The sequence below is a fragment of the Thermotoga sp. RQ2 genome (genome assembly GCF_000019625.1).
GTDB lineage: Bacteria > Thermotogota > Thermotogae > Thermotogales > Thermotogaceae > Thermotoga > Thermotoga maritima.
In genome coordinates this window covers 353,299-370,848 of record NC_010483.1, presented here as the reverse complement: position 1 = coordinate 370,848, position 17,550 = coordinate 353,299, and the positions used below count along the sequence as shown (strand labels likewise).

Here is a 17,550-nt window from a genome sequence, read left to right as displayed (position 1 = left end):
GATGACACTCGCAGAAAAGATACTCTCTCAAAAAGCGGGAAGAAAGGTAGAACCAGGAGAATTTCTCCTTCTGGAGCCGGACATCGCTCTCGCGAACGACATAACGGCTCCGCTTGCGATAAAGAAGTTCAAGGAGTACGGTGGAAAGAAAGTGAAGTATCCAGACAGAGTGGTGCTCGTTCCAGACCATTTCACCCCCAACAAGGACATAAAGTCCGCCATGCAGGTGAAGATGATGAGAGAATTTGCCAGAGAGCAGGGGATCGAAAAGTTCTTCGAAATAGGCAGGATGGGTATTGAACACGTGCTGCTTCCAGAAGAAGGAATCGTGAAATCCGGAGATCTCGTGGTCGGTGCGGATTCACACACCTGTACCTACGGAGCCCTTGGAGCGTTTGCGACCGGAGTGGGGTCCACCGACATCGCGGGCTTCTATCTCATAGGAAAGGTATGGTTCCGTGTCCCCGAGAGTATAAAGGTGACTCTTCGCGGGAAGTTCAAGGATCTGGTGACTGCCAAAGACCTCGTGTTGAAGCTCATCTCGATACTCGGTGTAGATGGAGCCAACTACAAGGCGATAGAATTCTCTGGACCGGGTGTGAAAGAGATCAGCATGGACGGCCGTTTTACCATTTCGAACATGGCGATCGAGGCGGGAGGAAAGACGGGACTGTTTCCGGTGGACGAGATCACCATTGCCTACGAAAGAGAAAGAGGCATAGAAGTGGAAGAGATGTACCCGGACGAAGACGCAAAATACGTGAGAGAAGTGGAAATGGACCTTTCTGAGCTCGAACCTCAGGTTGCATATCCCTTCCTCCCATCCAACGCGAAGGACGTTTCCGAAGCTGAGAAAGAGAGAATAAAGATAGATCAGGCGGTGATAGGAAGCTGTACCAACGGAAGGATAGAAGATCTCAGACTTGCCGCGCAGATTCTGAAGGGAAGGACAGTATCACCGGACGTTCGATGCATCATAATTCCGGGATCCCAGAAGGTTTACAAACAGGCTCTCAAAGAAGGACTCATCGACATATTCATCGACGCGGGCTGCGCCGTTTCCACGCCCACATGTGGACCCTGTCTTGGCGGACACATGGGAGTGCTCGCAGAAGGAGAGGTTGCGATCTCCACAACGAACAGGAACTTCGTTGGAAGGATGGGACATCCGAACAGCAAGGTTTTCCTGGCATCTCCTGCAGTGGCGGCGGCCAGCGCGATAAAGGGATACATCGCAGATCCGAGAAAGCTGTGAGGTGATGGTGGTGAAGATAAAGGGAAAGGTTTTCGTTTTTGGGGACAACGTGAACACGGACGAGATCATACCGGCTAGGTACCTCAACACTTCTGACCCTCAGGAACTCGCAAAATACTGTATGGAGGACGCGAGACCCGGCTTTGGAAGACGAGACGATATAAAAGGATCGATCATCGTGGCAGGAGAGAACTTCGGATGCGGTTCCTCGAGGGAACACGCTCCCGTTGCCATAAAGGCGGCTGGAATCTCCTGTGTCATAGCCAAGTCTTTTGCAAGGATTTTCTTCAGGAACGCTATAAACATCGGTCTCCCCATCGTCGAACTGAAAGAAGCCGACGAATTCGAAGAGGGTGACGTAGCAGAGGTGGATCTGGAAAACGGAGTGGTGAGGAATCTCACGAAAGGGAAAGAGTACAGAATAAGACCATATCCTGAGTTTCTCATGAAGATCATGGAAGCGGGTGGATGGCTTGAATACTGTCTCAAAGAAGTGGGGGAGTGACGGATGAAGATAGCGGTTTTACCTGGAGACGGCATAGGTCCCGAGGTTGTAAGGGAAGCTCTTAAAGTGCTCGAGGTGGTGGAAAAGAAAACGGGGAAAACCTTTGAGAAAGTCTTTGGACACATCGGAGGGGATGCCATAGACAAATTCGGTGAACCCCTTCCTGAAGAGACAAAAAAGATATGTCTGGAAGCCGACGCGATCTTCCTTGGAAGCGTCGGAGGACCTAAATGGGACGATCTTCCTCCGGAGAAGAGGCCGGAAATAGGGGGGCTTCTTGCCCTAAGGAAGATGCTCAACCTTTACGCAAACATAAGACCGATAAAGGTCTACAGATCGCTTGTGCATGTCTCTCCTTTGAAAGAAAAGGTGATTGGATCCGGGGTCGATCTTGTGACCGTCAGGGAACTTTCCTACGGAGTTTACTACGGCCAGCCGAGGGGATTGGATGAAGAAAAGGGATTCGACACCATGATCTACGACAGAAAAACTGTGGAACGGATCGCGAGAACTGCCTTTGAAATCGCAAAAAACAGAAGAAAAAAGGTCACCTCCGTCGACAAAGCGAACGTCCTCTACAGTTCTATGCTGTGGAGGAAAGTTGTGAACGAAGTAGCGAGAGAATACCCTGATGTGGAGCTGACGCACATGTATGTGGACAACGCTGCCATGCAGCTCATCCTGAAACCATCGCAGTTCGATGTGATCCTCACAACGAACATGTTTGGAGACATTCTCTCGGATGAGAGCGCGGCACTTCCTGGTTCTCTTGGTCTTCTGCCGTCCGCGTCTTTCGGTGATAAGAACCTCTACGAACCGGCAGGAGGTTCCGCTCCTGATATAGCCGGAAAGAACATCGCCAACCCGATCGCACAGATCCTCTCTCTCGCCATGATGCTCGAGCATTCCTTTGGAATGGTGGAAGAGGCAAGAAAGATAGAAAGAGCGGTTGAGCTGGTGATAGAAGAGGGATACAGAACCAGAGACATCGCAGAGGATCCAGAAAAGGCGGTTTCGACCTCTCAGATGGGAGATCTCATATGTAAAAAACTCGAAGAAATATGGTGAAGGGCCCTTCAGGGCCCTTCACATTTTCCATGTGTCGGTGAGTCTTCTCACCTTCACGATAGAGCCTTTCTTCATCTTTCTGATCGCCGCCACCGCTGCTCTGAGTGACTCGACTGTGGTCAGGTATGGGATCTTCCTCTTCAGCGCCGTGGTTCTTATCATGTATCCGACGGTTCTTCTTCCTTCAACTTTGAAGGGTTCCTTTCCATGAGAGACGGCGACGAGCGCAGGTTCATCACTGGACTGGGTGATCACGACAAGGGATATCTTTCCCTGCTCCAGAAGATCTATCACGTCCGGTCTTCCTTCTCCCACCTTTGGAACCACCTTCACTTCCACACCGTGTGACTGCAGAGCCTTTGCCGTTCCTCTTGTTGCGTATATCTCAAAGCCCATGTCTGCGAGGTGAGCCAAGAGAGGAACGGCTTCCCTCTTGTCTTTGTCTGCGACGGTTGCGAGGATTGCACCCGTTGTTGGCAGGGGGTTTCCGGCGGCTATCTGAGCCTTCGCGAATGCCTCTGCGAAATCTTCACCGATTCCCATCACTTCTCCTGTGGAGCGCATCTCTGGCCCGAGAAGTACATCCGTTCCCGGGAACTTATGGAACGGTATCACCACCTCTTTCACAGAGAACATCTTCGGCCAGGGAGTTGGGAGGATCTCACTCTCTCCCAGTTTATCAACTTTTACCCCTGGTCTTGTGGGATATGGGAAGTACTCAGAAAGGAGCTCGGGCAGGTTTCTTCCCACCATGATTTTGGCGGCGATTCTCGCCACGGGGATTCCGATCGCTTTGCTCACGAAAGGAACTGTTCTCGATGCTCTGGGATTTGCCTCTATGATGTAGATCTCCTCGTCTTTCACCGCAAGCTGTATGTTCGCAACTCCCACAACCTTCAGCGCTTTTACAAGCTTGTAAACGGTTTCCTCTATCTCTTCCACGAGTTTCTCAGAAAGACTCACAGGGGGCAGAACACACGCGGAATCTCCCGAATGGACTCCGGCTTCTTCTATCTGCTCCATCAATCCTGCTATCCACACGTATTTTCCATCCGACACGACATCTACGTCGAGTTCTATCGCGTCTTCAAGAAATTTGTCTATCAGAACGGGGTATCCCGGTGAGACAACGGCCGCTTCCTTGACGTACATTTCGAGTTCCTGAGGAGTGTCCACAATGGCCATGGCCCTTCCTCCGAGCACGTAGCTCGGCCTCACAAGAACGGGGTATCCAAGATTCTCTGCTACCCTCAACGCTTCTTCCACGGACGATGCCGTTCCAAATGGAGGGCACTTCAACCCGATTTGTTTCAGAAGCTTAGCGAATTTTTCCCTGTCTTCGGCGATCTCAATCGATTCGAAGCTCGTTCCTATGATGTTCACCCTCTCTTCTACGAGGTATTTTGCTATCTTCAGTGGTGTCTGACCGCCGAATGCCACCACCACTCCCTTCGGTTTTTCGTTCCTCACGATCTCCAGAACATCTTCAACGGTGAGCGGTTCGAAGTAAAGCCTGTCTGAAGTGTCGTAGTCAGTCGAAACGGTTTCGGGGTTGGAGTTGACCATTATGGTTTCGTATCCTTCTTCCTGGAAGGCCCACACTCCGTGGACGTTCGTGTAGTCGAATTCTATTCCCTGACCTATCCTGTTGGGACCGGATCCCAGAATCATGATCTTCTCTCTGTCTGAAGGTACCGCTTCGTTCTCCACGCCGTTGTAGGTGGAGTAGTAATACGGGGTCTGTGCTTCGAACTCAGCGGCGCAGGTGTCCACCATCTTGTAGACGGGAAAGATCCGGTTGTCTTCTCTCATCTTTCTGATTTCTTTTTCTGAAACACCCCATATCTCCGCAATTTCCCTGTCTGAGTATCCCCACTGTTTTGCTTTCTTCAGGATCTCCACATCGAATTTCTTCAACTTCAGCTCTTCCTCGAGTTCTATACACGCTTTCATCTCTCTGAGGAACCATCTGTCGATCTTAGTGAGTTCGTGCACTTCCTCTACATCCATTCCGTTCCTGAACGCAGCAAAGATGTAGGAGATCCTTTCCGGCGTTGGATTTGCAAGGTGTTCTCTTATGTGTTCAAGATCCAGTTTGGGAGCGGCATCGAGTTCAAGGGATCTGAGGGCTTTTCCCAAGGCTTCTTTGAAGGTCCTGCCTATCGCCATCACTTCTCCTACGGACTTCATCTGGGTGTTCAGTCTTGGGTCGGCCCCGGGGAACTTTTCGAGTTGGAATCTCGGTATCTTCACCACGACGTAGTCTATGGAGGGTTCGAAGGCGGCCATCGTTTTGCCGGTGATGTAGTTCGGTATCTCATCGAGAGTGAAACCAACGGCAAGGAGAGCTGCGACCTTCGCGATGGGATAGCCCGTTGCCTTCGATGCCAGTGCGGATGACCTGGAGACCCTTGGGTTCATCTCTATGACGACCATTCTACCGGTTTCTGGATCCACGGCGAACTGAATGTTCGATCCACCCGTTTCTATACCGATCGCATCGATCACTTTGTGAGCTGCGTCCCTCATTCTCTGGTACTCAACGTCCGTGAGTGTTTGCGCAGGTGCCACCGTTATGGAATCTCCGGTGTGTATTCCCATCGGGTCGAGATTCTCTATGGAACACACCACTATAAAGTTTCCAGCTCCATCTCTCACCACTTCGAGTTCGTACTCCTTCCAGCCGAGGACTGATTCCTCTATGAGGACCGTGTGAACCGGGCTTTCTATGAGACCCTTTGTTACGATGTCTCTCAGTTCTTCTTCATTGAACGCGATTCCACCACCTGTTCCACCCAGGGTGAAACTCGGCCTTATTATGACGGGGTAGCCGAATTCTCTTGCCGTCTCCAGTGCATCGGCGAGGTTGTTCACGAGTCTGCTTCTCAGAACCTCAAGACCTGCCTTTTCCATGGTTTCCTTGAAGAGTTCTCTATCCTCGGCCTTCTTTATCGAGTCGAGCTTTGCACCGATCAACTGAACACCGTATTTATCGAGAATCCCCCTTTCGGCGAGTTCCACAGCGAGATTCAGGGCGGTCTGTCCTCCGAGGGTGGGGAGCAGAGCATCCGGTCTTTCTTTTTCAATAATCTTTTCGAGGAACTCCACCGTTAGAGGTTCTATGTAAACGGCATCGGAAAACTCCGGATCTGTCATTATGGTTGCGGAGTTGGAGTTAACTATGATCACCTCGTAGCCGGCGCTTTTGAGAGCCTTCAGGGCCTGAGTGCCTGAATAGTCGAACTCCGCAGCCTGACCGATTGTGATCGGACCGGATCCTATAACGAGGATCCTCTTTATGTCTTCTCTCTTCGGCATTACCTTACCTCCTTTATGAGGCGTTTGAATTCTTCGAAGAAGTATTTGGCATCGTGAGGTCCGGGAGAGGCTTCAGGGTGATATTGAACAGAAAAGGCTGGATAATCAACCAGCCTCATTCCTTCCATCGTTCCGTCGTTCAGGGAGATGTGGGTGATCTCGACTTTTATTCCCTGAGGACTGATTCCTTCGAGGGCGGATATCTTCTGAAGATTTTTCGTGAGAACGTTCGCGTCCTGATCCTCGCTTCCCAGTTCTGGAAGGCCGAAACTCTTTGGATCCACAGCGAAGCCGTGGTTGTGCGTTGTGATCAGAACACGACCGGTTCTCAGATCTTTAACGGGATGGTTGATGCCTCTGTGACCGAATTTCATCTTGTAAGTCCTTCCACCAACGGCGAGGCCAAGGAGCTGATGCCCAAGGCAGATCCCCGCGAGTGGAATTTCTTCTTTCAGAAGGTCTTTGATCAATCTGACGGTTTTCAAAAGGGCGGCGGGATCACCGGGACCGTTCGAGATCAGAACACCGTCGGGATTCAGTTTTTTGATGTCGTCTATATCAACACTGTAAGGAACTCTCATCACTTTTGCTCCCACTCTCTTCAGGTCTCTGAGAATACCCCATTTGACACCGGAATCGAGTACCACCACTGAGAAATCTCCTTCCGGGTTTTCTACGATGACTTCCTTCGGTGAAACAAGACCGGCTAAATCCCTTCCAACGATACTGGGGCTTTCTTTCACCCGTTTTACAAGGGAATCCGGATCGAGATCAACGGTCGATATGGCACCTTTCATAGCACCTTTCACTCGAATTTTCCTGGTGAGTGCTCTGGTGTCCACTCCTTCTATGGCCACGATGTTGTACTTTTTCAAGTAATCGGGGAAAGACATGGTGGCTCTCCAGTTGGAAGGGGTATCCACGCTTCTGTAGACAACAAAACCGGCAACTTTTATTCCATCTGATTCTACGTCTTCGTCGTTCACTCCGTAGATTCCTATTTCCGGGTAGGTCATGACGACGATCTGACCGGTGTAGGAGGGATCGGTGAGGACTTCCTGATAGCCTGTCATTCCTGTGTTGAAGACCAGTTCACCAAAAGTTTCACCCTCTGCACCCAGACTTTGTCCAAAAAAAAACGAACCATCTTCTAAAGCGAGAAGTGCCTTCTTGGACATGTTGCACCTCCTTCCCTTTCTCAGAGATTATACCCGCTGAAAGGACCTCCCGTCTTTTTCTTTACTTTGAATTAAAGGAAAGTCACAGGACTTTAATTTGGAATAAACATTTGAAATTTGAGAATTTTCATGCAATGAATGCAGGGTTCTGAAAACTAATAAACAATGGCTTAAACATCATCTTCTAAGCTGAACAAAGGGGTGACGATCAATGAGAACCGATACGGAATGGCTCCTTTGTGATTTCCATGTACACACGAACATGAGTGACGGGCATCTTCCTCTGGGAGAAGTGGTGGATCTGTTTGGAAAACATGGAGTGGACGTGGTTGCCATAACAGATCATATAGTCGACCGAAGAACCCTCGAGCAAAGAAAGAGGAACGGAGAACCGCTCGGAGCGATCACAGAAGATGAGTTTCAGGATTATTTGAAACGTCTCTGGAGAGAACAGAAAAGGGCCTGGGAAGAATATGGAATGATCCTCATACCGGGTGTTGAGATCACGAACAACACGGATCTGTACCACATAGTCGCCGTGGATGTGAAGGAGTACGTAGATCCTTCACTGCCTGTAGAAGAAATTGTGGAGAAGTTGAAGGAGCAAAACGCTCTTGTTATAGCCGCGCATCCGGATAGAAAAAAGCAAGATGAAGAACATCTTTCGTGGTATCTCTGGGCGAACATGGAGCGTTTCAAGGACATGTTCGACGCGTGGGAAGTCGCGAATCGTGATGACCTGTTCAACTCTGTTGGTGTGAAAAAGTATCGATACGTGGCGAACTCCGATTTTCACGAACTTTGGCACGTTTACTCCTGGAAAACCCTTGTGAAGTCGGAGAAGAACATCGAAGCGATAAAGGAAGCAATCAGAAAGAACACGGATGTGGCGATCTATCTGATGAGAAAAAAACAGGTTGAATTATCTGTTGGATGTGATATAATGAATGAAACTTCGAAGTAAAAATAGAACAACTACGATTTGTTACAAACACGAAAAGAACGCGTACTGAGTCGAGAGAGTGAGCAGGAGGTGTTACTATGGCGAGAGTAGCGAGGGAAATGGTGGAAAAAGCAGGGGTTGATGTCGATAAGTTGCTGGAACTTCTGATCAAGAATGCGGCGGCCGAACTCACGACTTATTACTACTACACCATCTTGAGAGCGAACCTCATAGGACTTGAGGGAGAAACCATCAAAGAGATTGCGGAAGTTGCAAGAATCGAAGACAGAAATCACTTCGAAGCGCTTGTTCCCAGAATCTACGAGCTCGGTGGGAAACTTCCAGATTGCATGAAGGAGTTCCACGATCTCTCTGCATGTCCACCAGCAAGACTTCCGGACAAACCAACTGTTCAGGAGATTCTGAGGGTGCTCGTTGCCGCTGAAAGATGCGCGGTGAAAGGGTACACCGAGATATGCAACATGACCGCGGGTAAAGATCACAGGACCTACGAACTGTCTCTTGCTATTCTGAACGAAGAGATCGAACACGAATCCTGGTTCTCCGAGTTCCTCGGAGAGGGGCCATCTGGTCACTTCATGAGGCGTGGTGAAACTTCGCCGTTCGTTTCGAAATTCCTCAAGTGAAAATTCTAAGGTTCGGACTGGCGCACCTTCGGGTGCGCCTTTTGTTTTAAAATAGGATCAAAAAGATCGGGAGGGATCGCAGTGGAGGAAAAGAGGCTGTCTGCTAAGAAAGGTCTCCCTCCAGGAACACTCGTTTACACAGGGAAGTACAGGGAAGATTTTGAGATCGAAGTGATGAATTACTCCATAGAGGAATTTCACGAGTTCAAAACCACAGATGTCGAATCCGTTCTTCCCTTCAAAGATTCTTCAACACCCACCTGGATAAACATAACAGGCATACACAGGACGGATGTGGTTCAAAGGGTAGGTGAGTTCTTTGGTATTCATCCTCTCGTGCTCGAGGACATCCTCAATGTGCATCAGAGACCAAAAGTGGAGTTTTTTGAGAACTACGTGTTCATCGTTCTGAAGATGTTCACCTATGATGAAAATCTTCATGAACTGGAATCGGAGCAGGTCAGTTTGATACTCACAAAAAACTGCGTTCTTATGTTTCAGGAAAAGATAGGGGACGTGTTCGATCCCGTACGGGAAAGAATCAGATACAACAGGGGAATCATAAGGAAAAAGAGAGCGGATTACCTCCTCTATTCACTGATAGACGCACTGGTAGATGACTATTTCGTCCTGCTGGAGAAGATCGACGATGAGATCGATATACTGGAGGAAGAAGTGCTCGAAAGACCTGAAAAAGAGACAGTTCAGAGAATACATCAACTCAAGAGAAATCTGGTTGAACTGAGAAAGACGATCTGGCCGTTGAGAGAAGTGTTGAGTTCTCTTTACAGAGATGTTCCTCCTCTTATAGAAAAAGAAACGGTCCCATATTTCAGAGATGTATACGATCACACTATCCAGATTGCAGACACCGTAGAAACCTTCAGAGACATCGTGAGCGGTCTTCTTGATGTGTATCTTTCGAGTGTAAGTAACAAAACAAACGAAGTGATGAAGGTGCTCACCATCATAGCGACGATCTTCATGCCTCTCACCTTCATAGCGGGTATCTACGGAATGAACTTCGAATACATGCCGGAGCTCAGATGGAAATGGGGCTATCCTGTGGTTCTCGCTGTTATGGGTGTGATCGCTGTCATCATGGTGGTCTACTTCAAGAAAAAGAAGTGGCTGTGATTTGTCAACTCGACAATTGATCTATTCCCGATGCCTCACAATGTCTTTCGAGATTCTTCTCTTCCAGAGAAGATAAACAAGTATCACAACTGCAAAAAGAACGATCCCCAGAATTTTTGAAAACTTCAGGAAGACCCTTCCAGCTATCAGACTGGAGAAAAAGAATGTACTCTCGTAGAGCAAGTCTCCAAGCCATATAATGAGGAGTGTGGGGAAGTTTCTTCCCGTGTAGCCCGCCAGAAACGGAGTGAACTTTCCCACCCAGGGAACGAATTTGCAAAGCGGCAGCAGTATTTTTTCTGAAAAAATGTAGACGTTTAAAAACTCCACAAGTATCTTTTGTACGAATTTCCACCTGAGATTGAAAGGCACAGATTTGAGCTTTTTTCCAGCAAAGAATGTCACAGTATCCCAGCTCAAAAGCCCCATGTAGATTGTAAAGAAGGACGGAAAAATCTTCAGCTTTCCAACGGAGATCAGTGCTGTTGCTGTTAAAATTGGAATGGGAGTGCCCGAGTTGTCGAAAAGGAACGTTGCAAAGAAGAGTAACAGATATTTCAATCTTTTCATCCCTCCCGTGAAATATAATAGCGCAAGGAGGTGATGAGAAAATAAACGAAGTGCTGGTGAAGGAGCGAGAAGAAAAATTGAACAGGGTTTTAGTGGCTCTTCTAGGAATTCCAGTTGTTTTTTCCATTATTCGAGCCAAAATCGTCGAAACGATAGGATATTTCATATTCTGGCTCGGTGGTTTTTCATCATACGTTTATGAGAAGATAACCCATCAGGAGATACCTGAGAGAACGAAATTGATGCTCTCTTCATCGATATTTCTCCACTCTGTGATGGGACAATTTTTGAACTTCTACGAGAAGATATTTTTCTGGGACAAGATACTTCACTTCTACGGATCTTTTGTCATAACGTACTTTTTTTACCAGATTCTGACGAAAAAGTCGAGATTCTGGGACGAGGTGCCGGGTGCCGTTTTGATGTCATTCCTTCTCGGGGTCTTTTCCGGGGTCCTTTGGGAAATAGCCGAATTCACGACGGATAAGATACTGCCTGGCTACAACACACAAAAAGGTCTGGACGACACCATGCTGGATCTCATTTTCGATCTTCTTGGATGCTACACGATGGCAAAGATTGTGTACAGGAAGAGGACAGGACGATTCTTCTGGAGACCTCATTCATGAAAAAAGCCTATCTCTTTCTCACACTCGAAGGTATCTTCTCACTGTTCTACGCACTTCTAATACAGGGACCTGTGTTCACAGGTCTTGCGATGCTTTTCAACCTGGACGAGTTTCTCCTGAGTGTCGCTGCCGCAATCCCTCCTATGATGCAATTTTTTCAGTTGTTTGCCTCCTTCTTTGTTCAGAAATACAGGAAGAGGCGTTTTCTGGTCAACGTGTTCAACGCTTTCAGCAGATTCAGTTTCGCTTCTCTCGTCGTTTTTCTGCTGCTTGAGAAAACAGAACCGTTGATTTTCATCGTTGCACTCGTGATTTCCCAGATCTTCGCGGCCCTCTCCAGCAGTACATGGAACTCATGGATGAGGGATCTCGTTCCTCCAGAGGAAAGAGGAAGGGTGTTTGGAAACAGAAACATGTTTCTCTCCATAGGAAATGCTCTCATTATATACCTCTATTCTTCTATAGTCGATCATTTTTCTTCGGGTTTTGTTCTTGTGCTTCTCATCTCCACAGTGGGAACTGTCCTTTCTATCCTTGCCATGAACAAAATACCGGACGTTCCAGTTAAGGAAACAGGAACGGGAATTCCTCTCAAAGTGGTATTCAAGGACGAAAACTTCATGAAATTTGTCTTCTTCACCTTTTACTGGAACATGGCAGTCACGTTCTCTTCTGCTTTCTATCACTATCATCTTTTGAAGAACCTGGGTGTGGATTACACGTACATCGCTTACATGATGATTGTGAACAACTTTGTGGCGATGCTGGTTTACAGGATTCTTGGAAAAGTATCTGACAGGGTAGGACACAAAACGATAGCCGAGTTCGGTATCACCCTTGCTTCTTTCGTCTCCGGTATGTGGTTCTTCATGAACACCAATACTTACAGAACTCTCATGATAGCGGACGCCTTCCTTTCTTCCATCGCGTGGTCTGCCATAAACCTGTCGCTTGCCATCCTTCCTATGGAGGTTGCTTTCGAGTCCGATCCCATTTTCTTCGGTCTGAACGCGTCTTTTGCCAGCGCTGGAAGTCTTATAGGCTCATTCGCAGGAGGAATCACGGCGAAATTTCTCTCTGATATTTACGTAAATCTCCACGGTTTCGAAATTTTTGGACTTCAACTGCTCTTTTTGATGGCAGGAATCTTCAGATTCTCCGCTGTGTTCTTTTTGAGAAAAGTCAAGGTGAAGAAGTACATCCCGTTCAGGGCCTTCATGTTGAGTACCCTTTCTGTCACTCTGAGACGTCCCATAGACAGAATGCTCGATGTGTATCTACTTTTGAAAAGGGGGAATGAACGTGTACGAGAGCTTGTTGGAAGATCTAAGAGAAGGGAGAGTAATACTGACGAGCAAGGCGGGAAACAAGGTTAACGGCATGACGATTGGATGGGGTTTCTTCGGGATCATATGGGAGGAAGAGTATTTCATCTCTGCTATGAGACCTCAGAGATTCACCTGGCGTCTTGTGAAGGAGAGCAAAAGATTCACCCTGAACTTTCTAAGCGAAGAATACAGAGAAGCGCTTAATTACTTTGGACGTGTGAGTGGATACCAGGAGAACAAGTTTGAAAAGGGACTTCTTCACTTAGATGAATTGGAAGGATTCACCGCTCCCATTAAAGAAGCCCACACGCTGATCGAATGTTCTGTGACCTTTGCTAGCAACGTGGAACCATTCGTTCTTCCCGTGGAAATCATCGATAAATTCTACAAAGATCATGGATTCCACACACTGTTTTTTGGGAAGATCGAAAAGGTGCTTCAAAGATGAGACTGATACTTCCAGCTGATACGGAAGGGATCTTTCTGGAAAGAAAGAGCAGATTTACGGGAGTTGCTCTTGTCGAAGGGAAAAAGACCCTGATACACATCCACAATACAGGGCGCCTTCCGCTTTTGAAAAAAGGAAAAAGAGTTCTCCTGAAGCGTGCAGAATCCGATCGAAGGAAGACCGGCTGGGACCTTCTGGCAGTCGAACACAGAGATGAATTCGTCTTTGTCCATTCGGGTTTCCACAGTATCGTGGCCGGGAAGATTCTGGAAGAACTGTTCCCAGGCTCCACGATAGAAAGCGAGAAACGCTTTGAAAACAGCAGGTTCGATTTCCTGATCGACAGGAGGACCTTTGTGGAAGTGAAGGGATGTACGTACGAAGAAGATGGTGTCGCGATGTTTCCAGACGCACCCACAGAACGTGGAAGAAGACACATCGAGGAGCTGATCAGTTCTGTGAAAAGCGGTTTCAAGGCTCTTCTGCTGATCCTGGTTTTCCTCGAAAGCGACTGTTTTCTTCCGAACAGAAGCGTTGACCCGGCTTTTTCAAGAGTTTTCTGGCGCGCTCTGAAAAGCGGTGTGAATATCGACGTGTTCAGGGTAAAATACGATGGAGAGTACCTGTGTTCAACAGAGAAGCTGTCGATCTGTGAGGAGGTGTAGCGCATGGAGAACCCCACCATTGAACAGCTGGTGAAGAGGTATGTGGAGATCAAAGATCTCATGAAAGAACTCAGGGCAGAGAAGAAAGAGATCGAGGAAGTTTTGAGGGAATACGCTCAGAGAACGGGGATAAAAGAGTTCAAGGTGGATGGAAAGAAGGTCTTTTTTGAAGAAAAACTCAGCCTGAAAGTAAAATGAGCCCGCTGGAAGCGGGCTTCATTGTTTCATTTTCTCTTCTTGTTCTCTCACCAAATCTTCGAGAGTCACACCGCTTAAAATCTTCTCTATTTCGTTCTCTACCCTTTTCCACAGGGCCCTGATAACGCAGTCCAGCTCGTCCGGACAGCCAGGCATGTCGAAGAAAACCTTCGACTTCCTGTCCAGAAGAAACACGATCTCAGAAACCTTTATTTCTTTTGGCGGACGCGACAGCATGTATCCACCGCTTTTCCCTCTTCTTGTTTTCACCAGCCCGGCTTTTTTCAGGGTGTACAGGATTTTTTCTGCGAATTCCCTTGGAACTGACTGTTTCGCTTTCTCCAGTATTTCTGTCATCGAAAGGTAGTTTCCGTACTCTTTTGCCATCACGATCATGAGCCTGAGCGCGTATTCACTACGCATCGTGAACATCTCAATCCCTCCACACGAAGACTCTGGACACGATCTTTCTGTTTTGGAGCGCCTCTCTTATGCTATCCAGGTATATATCGATTTTTCTTCCCATGATAACTCCGCCGATGTCTTCCACAACGAAGACTCCACCACTGGGGGTGTCTCTGAGCTCTGGTATGTAGAGAACAGAACCCAGGGGGAAGATGGTGGTGTCCGCGGCCGCTGTCTTCCAATCTTCAGGGATTTTGCCGGATTTTGTGAGTCTGAAGGCGGGGTGTTCCGGTAATTTTCCATCTTCCCACTCCGTGTAGAAACTGATTTCGAACTCACCCATATTGGAGAAGAAAAGGAGCATGGGGTCCTTGGGCTCTCCTTCCACGTACAGTTCAAAGACGACGTTCTTTCCACCGTATCCTATGGTGTCACCCGCACTCACCCAGTCACCAGCGTTCACCGAAACCACAGCGAGATTTCTGTACACCGTTTCCACATCGTTTCCGTGATATATGACAACGGTTCCGTTGCTTACACTCTTCACTCGCCCTGGAAGCGCAGCTTTTACCTTCTGTCCATCGCTTTCCACTTCGACTCCCGTGGAAAAAGTTCCATCGGTTTTCAGGCCAAAACCGGAGACGATCACCTTCGGATCGGGTTTTTCTCCAACTGGAAAACTTGTCGAAAGATTCGTGACGGGAACCTTTATGATTCTCCCTGCTATGAGCTTCCTCGGGTCGTCTATGCCGTTCAGCTTCATGATTTTTTCCACACCGTCGGGTCCAAGGTTGAACGCGTTGCTGATCTTCGCGAGGGTGTCGCCCCGCTCCACTCTTACAAACACGTATCCTTCCTCTATTCCAAGGATCCTTGCGATCTCATAACTCCTCACGAGTCTTCTGAACTCGTCGAGGTATTTTTTCAACTGCTGTGAGTAACTCTCAACATCTATGTTCGCGTAGCTGGAAGGCTTCTGATCTTTCAGATTTTGAACGATCTGTTCCAGCGCCTTCTGGTTGGTTTCGAGATAGGAAAGCTTTTTCTCGATATCAGATATCCTGCTTTCCAGCTCATCGTTTGAAACGTTCACCACCTTCGCTTCCGTTTCGCCCTGTGAAAGAACGCGTAAGGCCACTTTGGAGAGAAGTTTTTCAGTACTTTCCAGCCTTTCTTCTATTCGATCCACCACCGAAACGTTCTTTTCCAGAGTGGAAACCCTCTCTTCGAGATCGAGAAGGATGTGTTTCAGATCTTCTGAGACTTCCGGGGAACTTCCGAGTGAAACAATACTCACTTTTCTCTCCAATTCTGAGATTTTCGATTTCATGTCTTCTATCTCGGAGAAGATGGAGGCGGCTTTTTCCACTGCAGGAAGTTTCATGGAGATGGAGTAGTAACTGTTCTCGAGATCGCTCATTTTGCTGGAGAACTCTTCCTGCAGGGAAGATAGATCCTCTTTGAGATATCTTACATCCCTTTTCAGCGCTTCCAGCTCTTCCTGAGAACTTTCCTGTGCCTTCATCTTGTTTTCCAAGTCCAGCATCTTCTTTTCGATGGAGTCTATCTGAGTGTTCAGCTGTCTTATCTGGTTTTCTAAATTGTTCAATTTTTCCTCCAGTTCGGGAGATACGCATGCTGCGAGAAATATCAGTATCAGAGAAAACATTAAGATCTTCTTAATTCCTGCCATCTTTCCCTCCCCACCTTCGCGTAAAGGGATTTGCCGTCGTACTTTCTCAGAAGGAGTTCGTACCACCTCGCGGCTTCTTTCCTGTTGCCCAGGATTTGATTCAAAACACCCAGATAGAAAAGTATCATGGGTTCGTCCGATTCTTCGTAATAGTCGTACTTGTAGTGGCTTTCGAATTCCTTCAAAGCTCTTTCGAGATAGCGCTTTTCTTCTTCTGACTTTCCCAGCTCTCTGAACAGCCAGGCGATCTTTAGATAAGAGATCGCTACTTTTTTTCTCTGGTTCAAAACAGAGTACACCATTCCACTCAAAGCGTAGCGCTTGATCGCTTCCACGTGGTTCTCCACGTTTTTCAATTCGACCTTTTTCTTGGCCTCTTCGAGCAGTTTTTTCAGCTTTCTTTCCGTCTCTTCTCCTTTTATGGTGATGGTCTCGAAATCTTTGTCGAACGCAGAAAAGTAACAGTTCGGACAGGTCACCACTTCGTAAAACATCGGGTTCACATCTTCAAAAACAGGTTTCAAGTCGATATCTCTGGCTTTGATCTTTATGGAGTCGAAAAAGACCATCTTCTTTTTGAACTTCGTTCCACAGAAAGGGCAGGTGAATTCTTTTTCCCAGAACTTGCTCATTCTGAAAGCAATACCTCCACAAAGGCCTCAGGATCGAAAGGCCTCAGGTCTTCTGCCTTTTCTCCGACACCGATGAACTTTATGGGAATTCCCAGTTCCCGGGCAATGGCCAGAGTTATTCCGCCTTTCGCGGTTCCGTCGAGCTTTGTGAGAATTATACCGGTGACATTCACTGCTTCTTTGAATATTTTTGCCTGAACAAGTCCGTTTTGGCCGGTGGTGGCGTCTATCACGAGGAGCGTTTCGTGCGGAGCGTCGGGGATCTTCTTCTTGACAACTCTGTGAACCTTCCGCAATTCCTCCATGAGATTCTTCTTCGTGTGAAGTCTTCCGGCGGTGTCTATTATGACCACATCTTTGTTTCTGGCGAGAGCGTGAGCCACCGCGTCAAAGGCAACGGCGGCCGGATCTGCTCCTTCCGAGTGGGATATCACCGTGGCACCGACACGTTCTCCCCATATCTTCAGCTGTTCTATGGCGGCTGCTCTGAAAGTATCCGCCGCAGCGAGCACCACACTCTTTCCTTCATCCACGAACATCTTTGCGAGCTTTCCACAGGAGGTGGTCTTTCCCGTTCCGTTGACACCAACAACCATGATCACGAACGGGGGTTCAGGAGGAACGTTCAGCTTCGTATCGAAGTTCAGAATTTCCAGAATGATTTCCTTGAGAGACTCGAGAGCGTCTCCGTCCTTCTCTTCCAATCTCTCCAGAATGTATTCCGTTGTCTCGACTCCCACGTCCGCTTGAATGAGAAGTTCTTCCAGCTCCTCGCGGGTTTCATCGTCCAGCTTTTTTCCTTTGAGGAGCTTCACCACTCGTCCAAAAAACGTTTCTTTCGTCTTCTGGAGTCCCTTTTTCAAAAAATCGAAGAGTCCCATCCTTTCTACCTCCTGGTTTCCCGACTAATATTAAGCATACCATACGTTTT

At 47.8% G+C, this 17,550-nt stretch carries 18 protein-coding genes; 11 read left to right on the top strand and 7 right to left on the bottom strand.

The window, feature by feature from the left end; all coding sequences use genetic code 11:
* Window position 1: 1 nt before the first annotated feature.
* From leuC to leuB, 3 genes are read left to right on the top strand one after another with little or no spacing between them, the layout of a single operon-like run.
* Window positions 2-1,255 (top strand): 3-isopropylmalate dehydratase large subunit, encoded by a 1,254-nt coding sequence (gene leuC / locus TRQ2_RS01945; RefSeq protein ID WP_004081330.1) that lies wholly within the window; start codon window positions 2-4, stop codon window positions 1,253-1,255.
* 4 nt (window positions 1,256-1,259) lie between these two features.
* A complete protein-coding gene (gene leuD / locus TRQ2_RS01940; RefSeq protein WP_011943026.1) occupies window positions 1,260-1,760 on the top strand; it encodes a 3-isopropylmalate dehydratase small subunit in 501 nt (166 codons plus the stop codon).
* A 3-nt stretch (window positions 1,761-1,763) separates the two neighbouring features.
* Window positions 1,764-2,828: a 3-isopropylmalate dehydrogenase gene (gene leuB / locus TRQ2_RS01935; RefSeq protein WP_011943025.1), complete on the top strand. Its 1,065-nt coding sequence runs from the start codon at window positions 1,764-1,766 to the stop codon at window positions 2,826-2,828.
* Between the two features lie 18 nt (window positions 2,829-2,846).
* On the opposite strand, the gene carB is transcribed toward leuB, so the two are convergent.
* Both carB and carA read right to left on the bottom strand, forming a co-directional pair.
* A complete protein-coding gene (carB, locus tag TRQ2_RS01930; protein ID WP_012310509.1) occupies window positions 2,847-6,146 on the bottom strand; it encodes a carbamoyl-phosphate synthase large subunit in 3,300 nt (1,099 codons plus the stop codon).
* Entirely contained in the window at window positions 6,146-7,324 is a 1,179-nt protein-coding gene (gene carA, locus TRQ2_RS01925) for a glutamine-hydrolyzing carbamoyl-phosphate synthase small subunit (protein WP_012310508.1), read from the bottom strand. The genes carB and carA overlap by 1 nt, the downstream gene beginning before the upstream one ends.
* A 211-nt stretch (window positions 7,325-7,535) precedes the next feature.
* Here carA and TRQ2_RS01920 point away from each other — a divergent pair, with 211 nt between their 5' ends.
* The 3 genes from TRQ2_RS01920 (at window position 7,536) to corA (ending at window position 10,051) form a co-directional block, all read left to right on the top strand.
* Window positions 7,536-8,288, top strand: coding sequence for a PHP domain-containing protein (locus TRQ2_RS01920; protein WP_012310507.1), 753 nt, complete (start codon window positions 7,536-7,538; stop codon window positions 8,286-8,288).
* 77 nt (window positions 8,289-8,365) lie between these two features.
* Complete coding sequence (dps, locus tag TRQ2_RS01915; RefSeq protein ID WP_004081317.1) at window positions 8,366-8,914, top strand: DNA protection during starvation protein; 549 nt, start codon at window positions 8,366-8,368, stop codon at window positions 8,912-8,914.
* 81 nt (window positions 8,915-8,995) lie between these two features.
* On the top strand, window positions 8,996-10,051 hold the full coding sequence (gene corA / locus TRQ2_RS01910; protein WP_012310506.1) for a magnesium/cobalt transporter CorA: 1,056 nt from the start codon (window positions 8,996-8,998) through the stop codon (window positions 10,049-10,051).
* 21 nt (window positions 10,052-10,072) lie between these two features.
* Here the strand turns inward: corA and TRQ2_RS01905 are convergent, their stop codons facing one another.
* Complete coding sequence (locus TRQ2_RS01905) at window positions 10,073-10,612, bottom strand: hypothetical protein (RefSeq protein ID WP_004081311.1); 540 nt, start codon at window positions 10,610-10,612, stop codon at window positions 10,073-10,075.
* Window positions 10,613-10,671: 59 nt separating this feature from the next.
* On the opposite strand from TRQ2_RS01905, the gene TRQ2_RS01900 reads away from it, so the two are divergent.
* From TRQ2_RS01900 to TRQ2_RS01880, 5 genes are read left to right on the top strand one after another with little or no spacing between them, the layout of a single operon-like run.
* On the top strand, window positions 10,672-11,250 hold the full coding sequence (locus TRQ2_RS01900; RefSeq protein WP_041434295.1) for a hypothetical protein: 579 nt from the start codon (window positions 10,672-10,674) through the stop codon (window positions 11,248-11,250).
* Window positions 11,247-12,626 carry an MFS transporter gene (locus tag TRQ2_RS01895; RefSeq protein ID WP_012310504.1) on the top strand — a complete coding sequence of 460 codons (1,380 nt, stop codon included), beginning with the start codon at window positions 11,247-11,249 and terminating at the stop codon, window positions 12,624-12,626. The genes TRQ2_RS01900 and TRQ2_RS01895 overlap by 4 nt, the downstream gene beginning before the upstream one ends.
* A complete protein-coding gene (locus TRQ2_RS01890) occupies window positions 12,547-13,026 on the top strand; it encodes a flavin reductase family protein (RefSeq protein ID WP_011943018.1) in 480 nt (159 codons plus the stop codon). The genes TRQ2_RS01895 and TRQ2_RS01890 overlap by 80 nt, the downstream gene beginning before the upstream one ends.
* Complete coding sequence (gene sfsA, locus TRQ2_RS01885; protein ID WP_012310502.1) at window positions 13,023-13,691, top strand: DNA/RNA nuclease SfsA; 669 nt, start codon at window positions 13,023-13,025, stop codon at window positions 13,689-13,691. The genes TRQ2_RS01890 and sfsA overlap by 4 nt, the downstream gene beginning before the upstream one ends.
* A gap of 3 nt (window positions 13,692-13,694) precedes the next feature.
* Window positions 13,695-13,889, top strand: a complete 195-nt coding sequence (locus tag TRQ2_RS01880; protein ID WP_004081301.1) for a hypothetical protein — start codon at window positions 13,695-13,697, stop codon at window positions 13,887-13,889.
* Window positions 13,890-13,907: 18 nt separating this feature from the next.
* Here TRQ2_RS01880 and TRQ2_RS01875 read toward each other — a convergent pair whose 3' ends face one another.
* The 4 genes from TRQ2_RS01875 to ftsY are packed head-to-tail and all read right to left on the bottom strand — an operon-like array spanning window position 13,908 to window position 17,500.
* A complete protein-coding gene (locus TRQ2_RS01875) occupies window positions 13,908-14,321 on the bottom strand; it encodes an RrF2 family transcriptional regulator (RefSeq protein WP_004081299.1) in 414 nt (137 codons plus the stop codon).
* A 1-nt stretch (window position 14,322) separates the two neighbouring features.
* The gene (locus TRQ2_RS01870; protein ID WP_004081297.1) at window positions 14,323-15,987 is read right to left on the bottom strand and encodes a peptidoglycan DD-metalloendopeptidase family protein; all 1,665 of its coding nucleotides are present in this window, start codon (window positions 15,985-15,987) and stop codon (window positions 14,323-14,325) included.
* Entirely contained in the window at window positions 15,963-16,619 is a 657-nt protein-coding gene (locus tag TRQ2_RS01865; protein WP_004081295.1) for a DUF2225 domain-containing protein, read from the bottom strand. Before TRQ2_RS01865 ends, TRQ2_RS01870 begins: the two co-directional genes overlap by 25 nt.
* Complete coding sequence (gene ftsY, locus TRQ2_RS01860; protein WP_004081293.1) at window positions 16,616-17,500, bottom strand: signal recognition particle-docking protein FtsY; 885 nt, start codon at window positions 17,498-17,500, stop codon at window positions 16,616-16,618. The genes TRQ2_RS01865 and ftsY overlap by 4 nt, the downstream gene beginning before the upstream one ends.
* Window positions 17,501-17,550 lie beyond the last annotated feature (50 nt).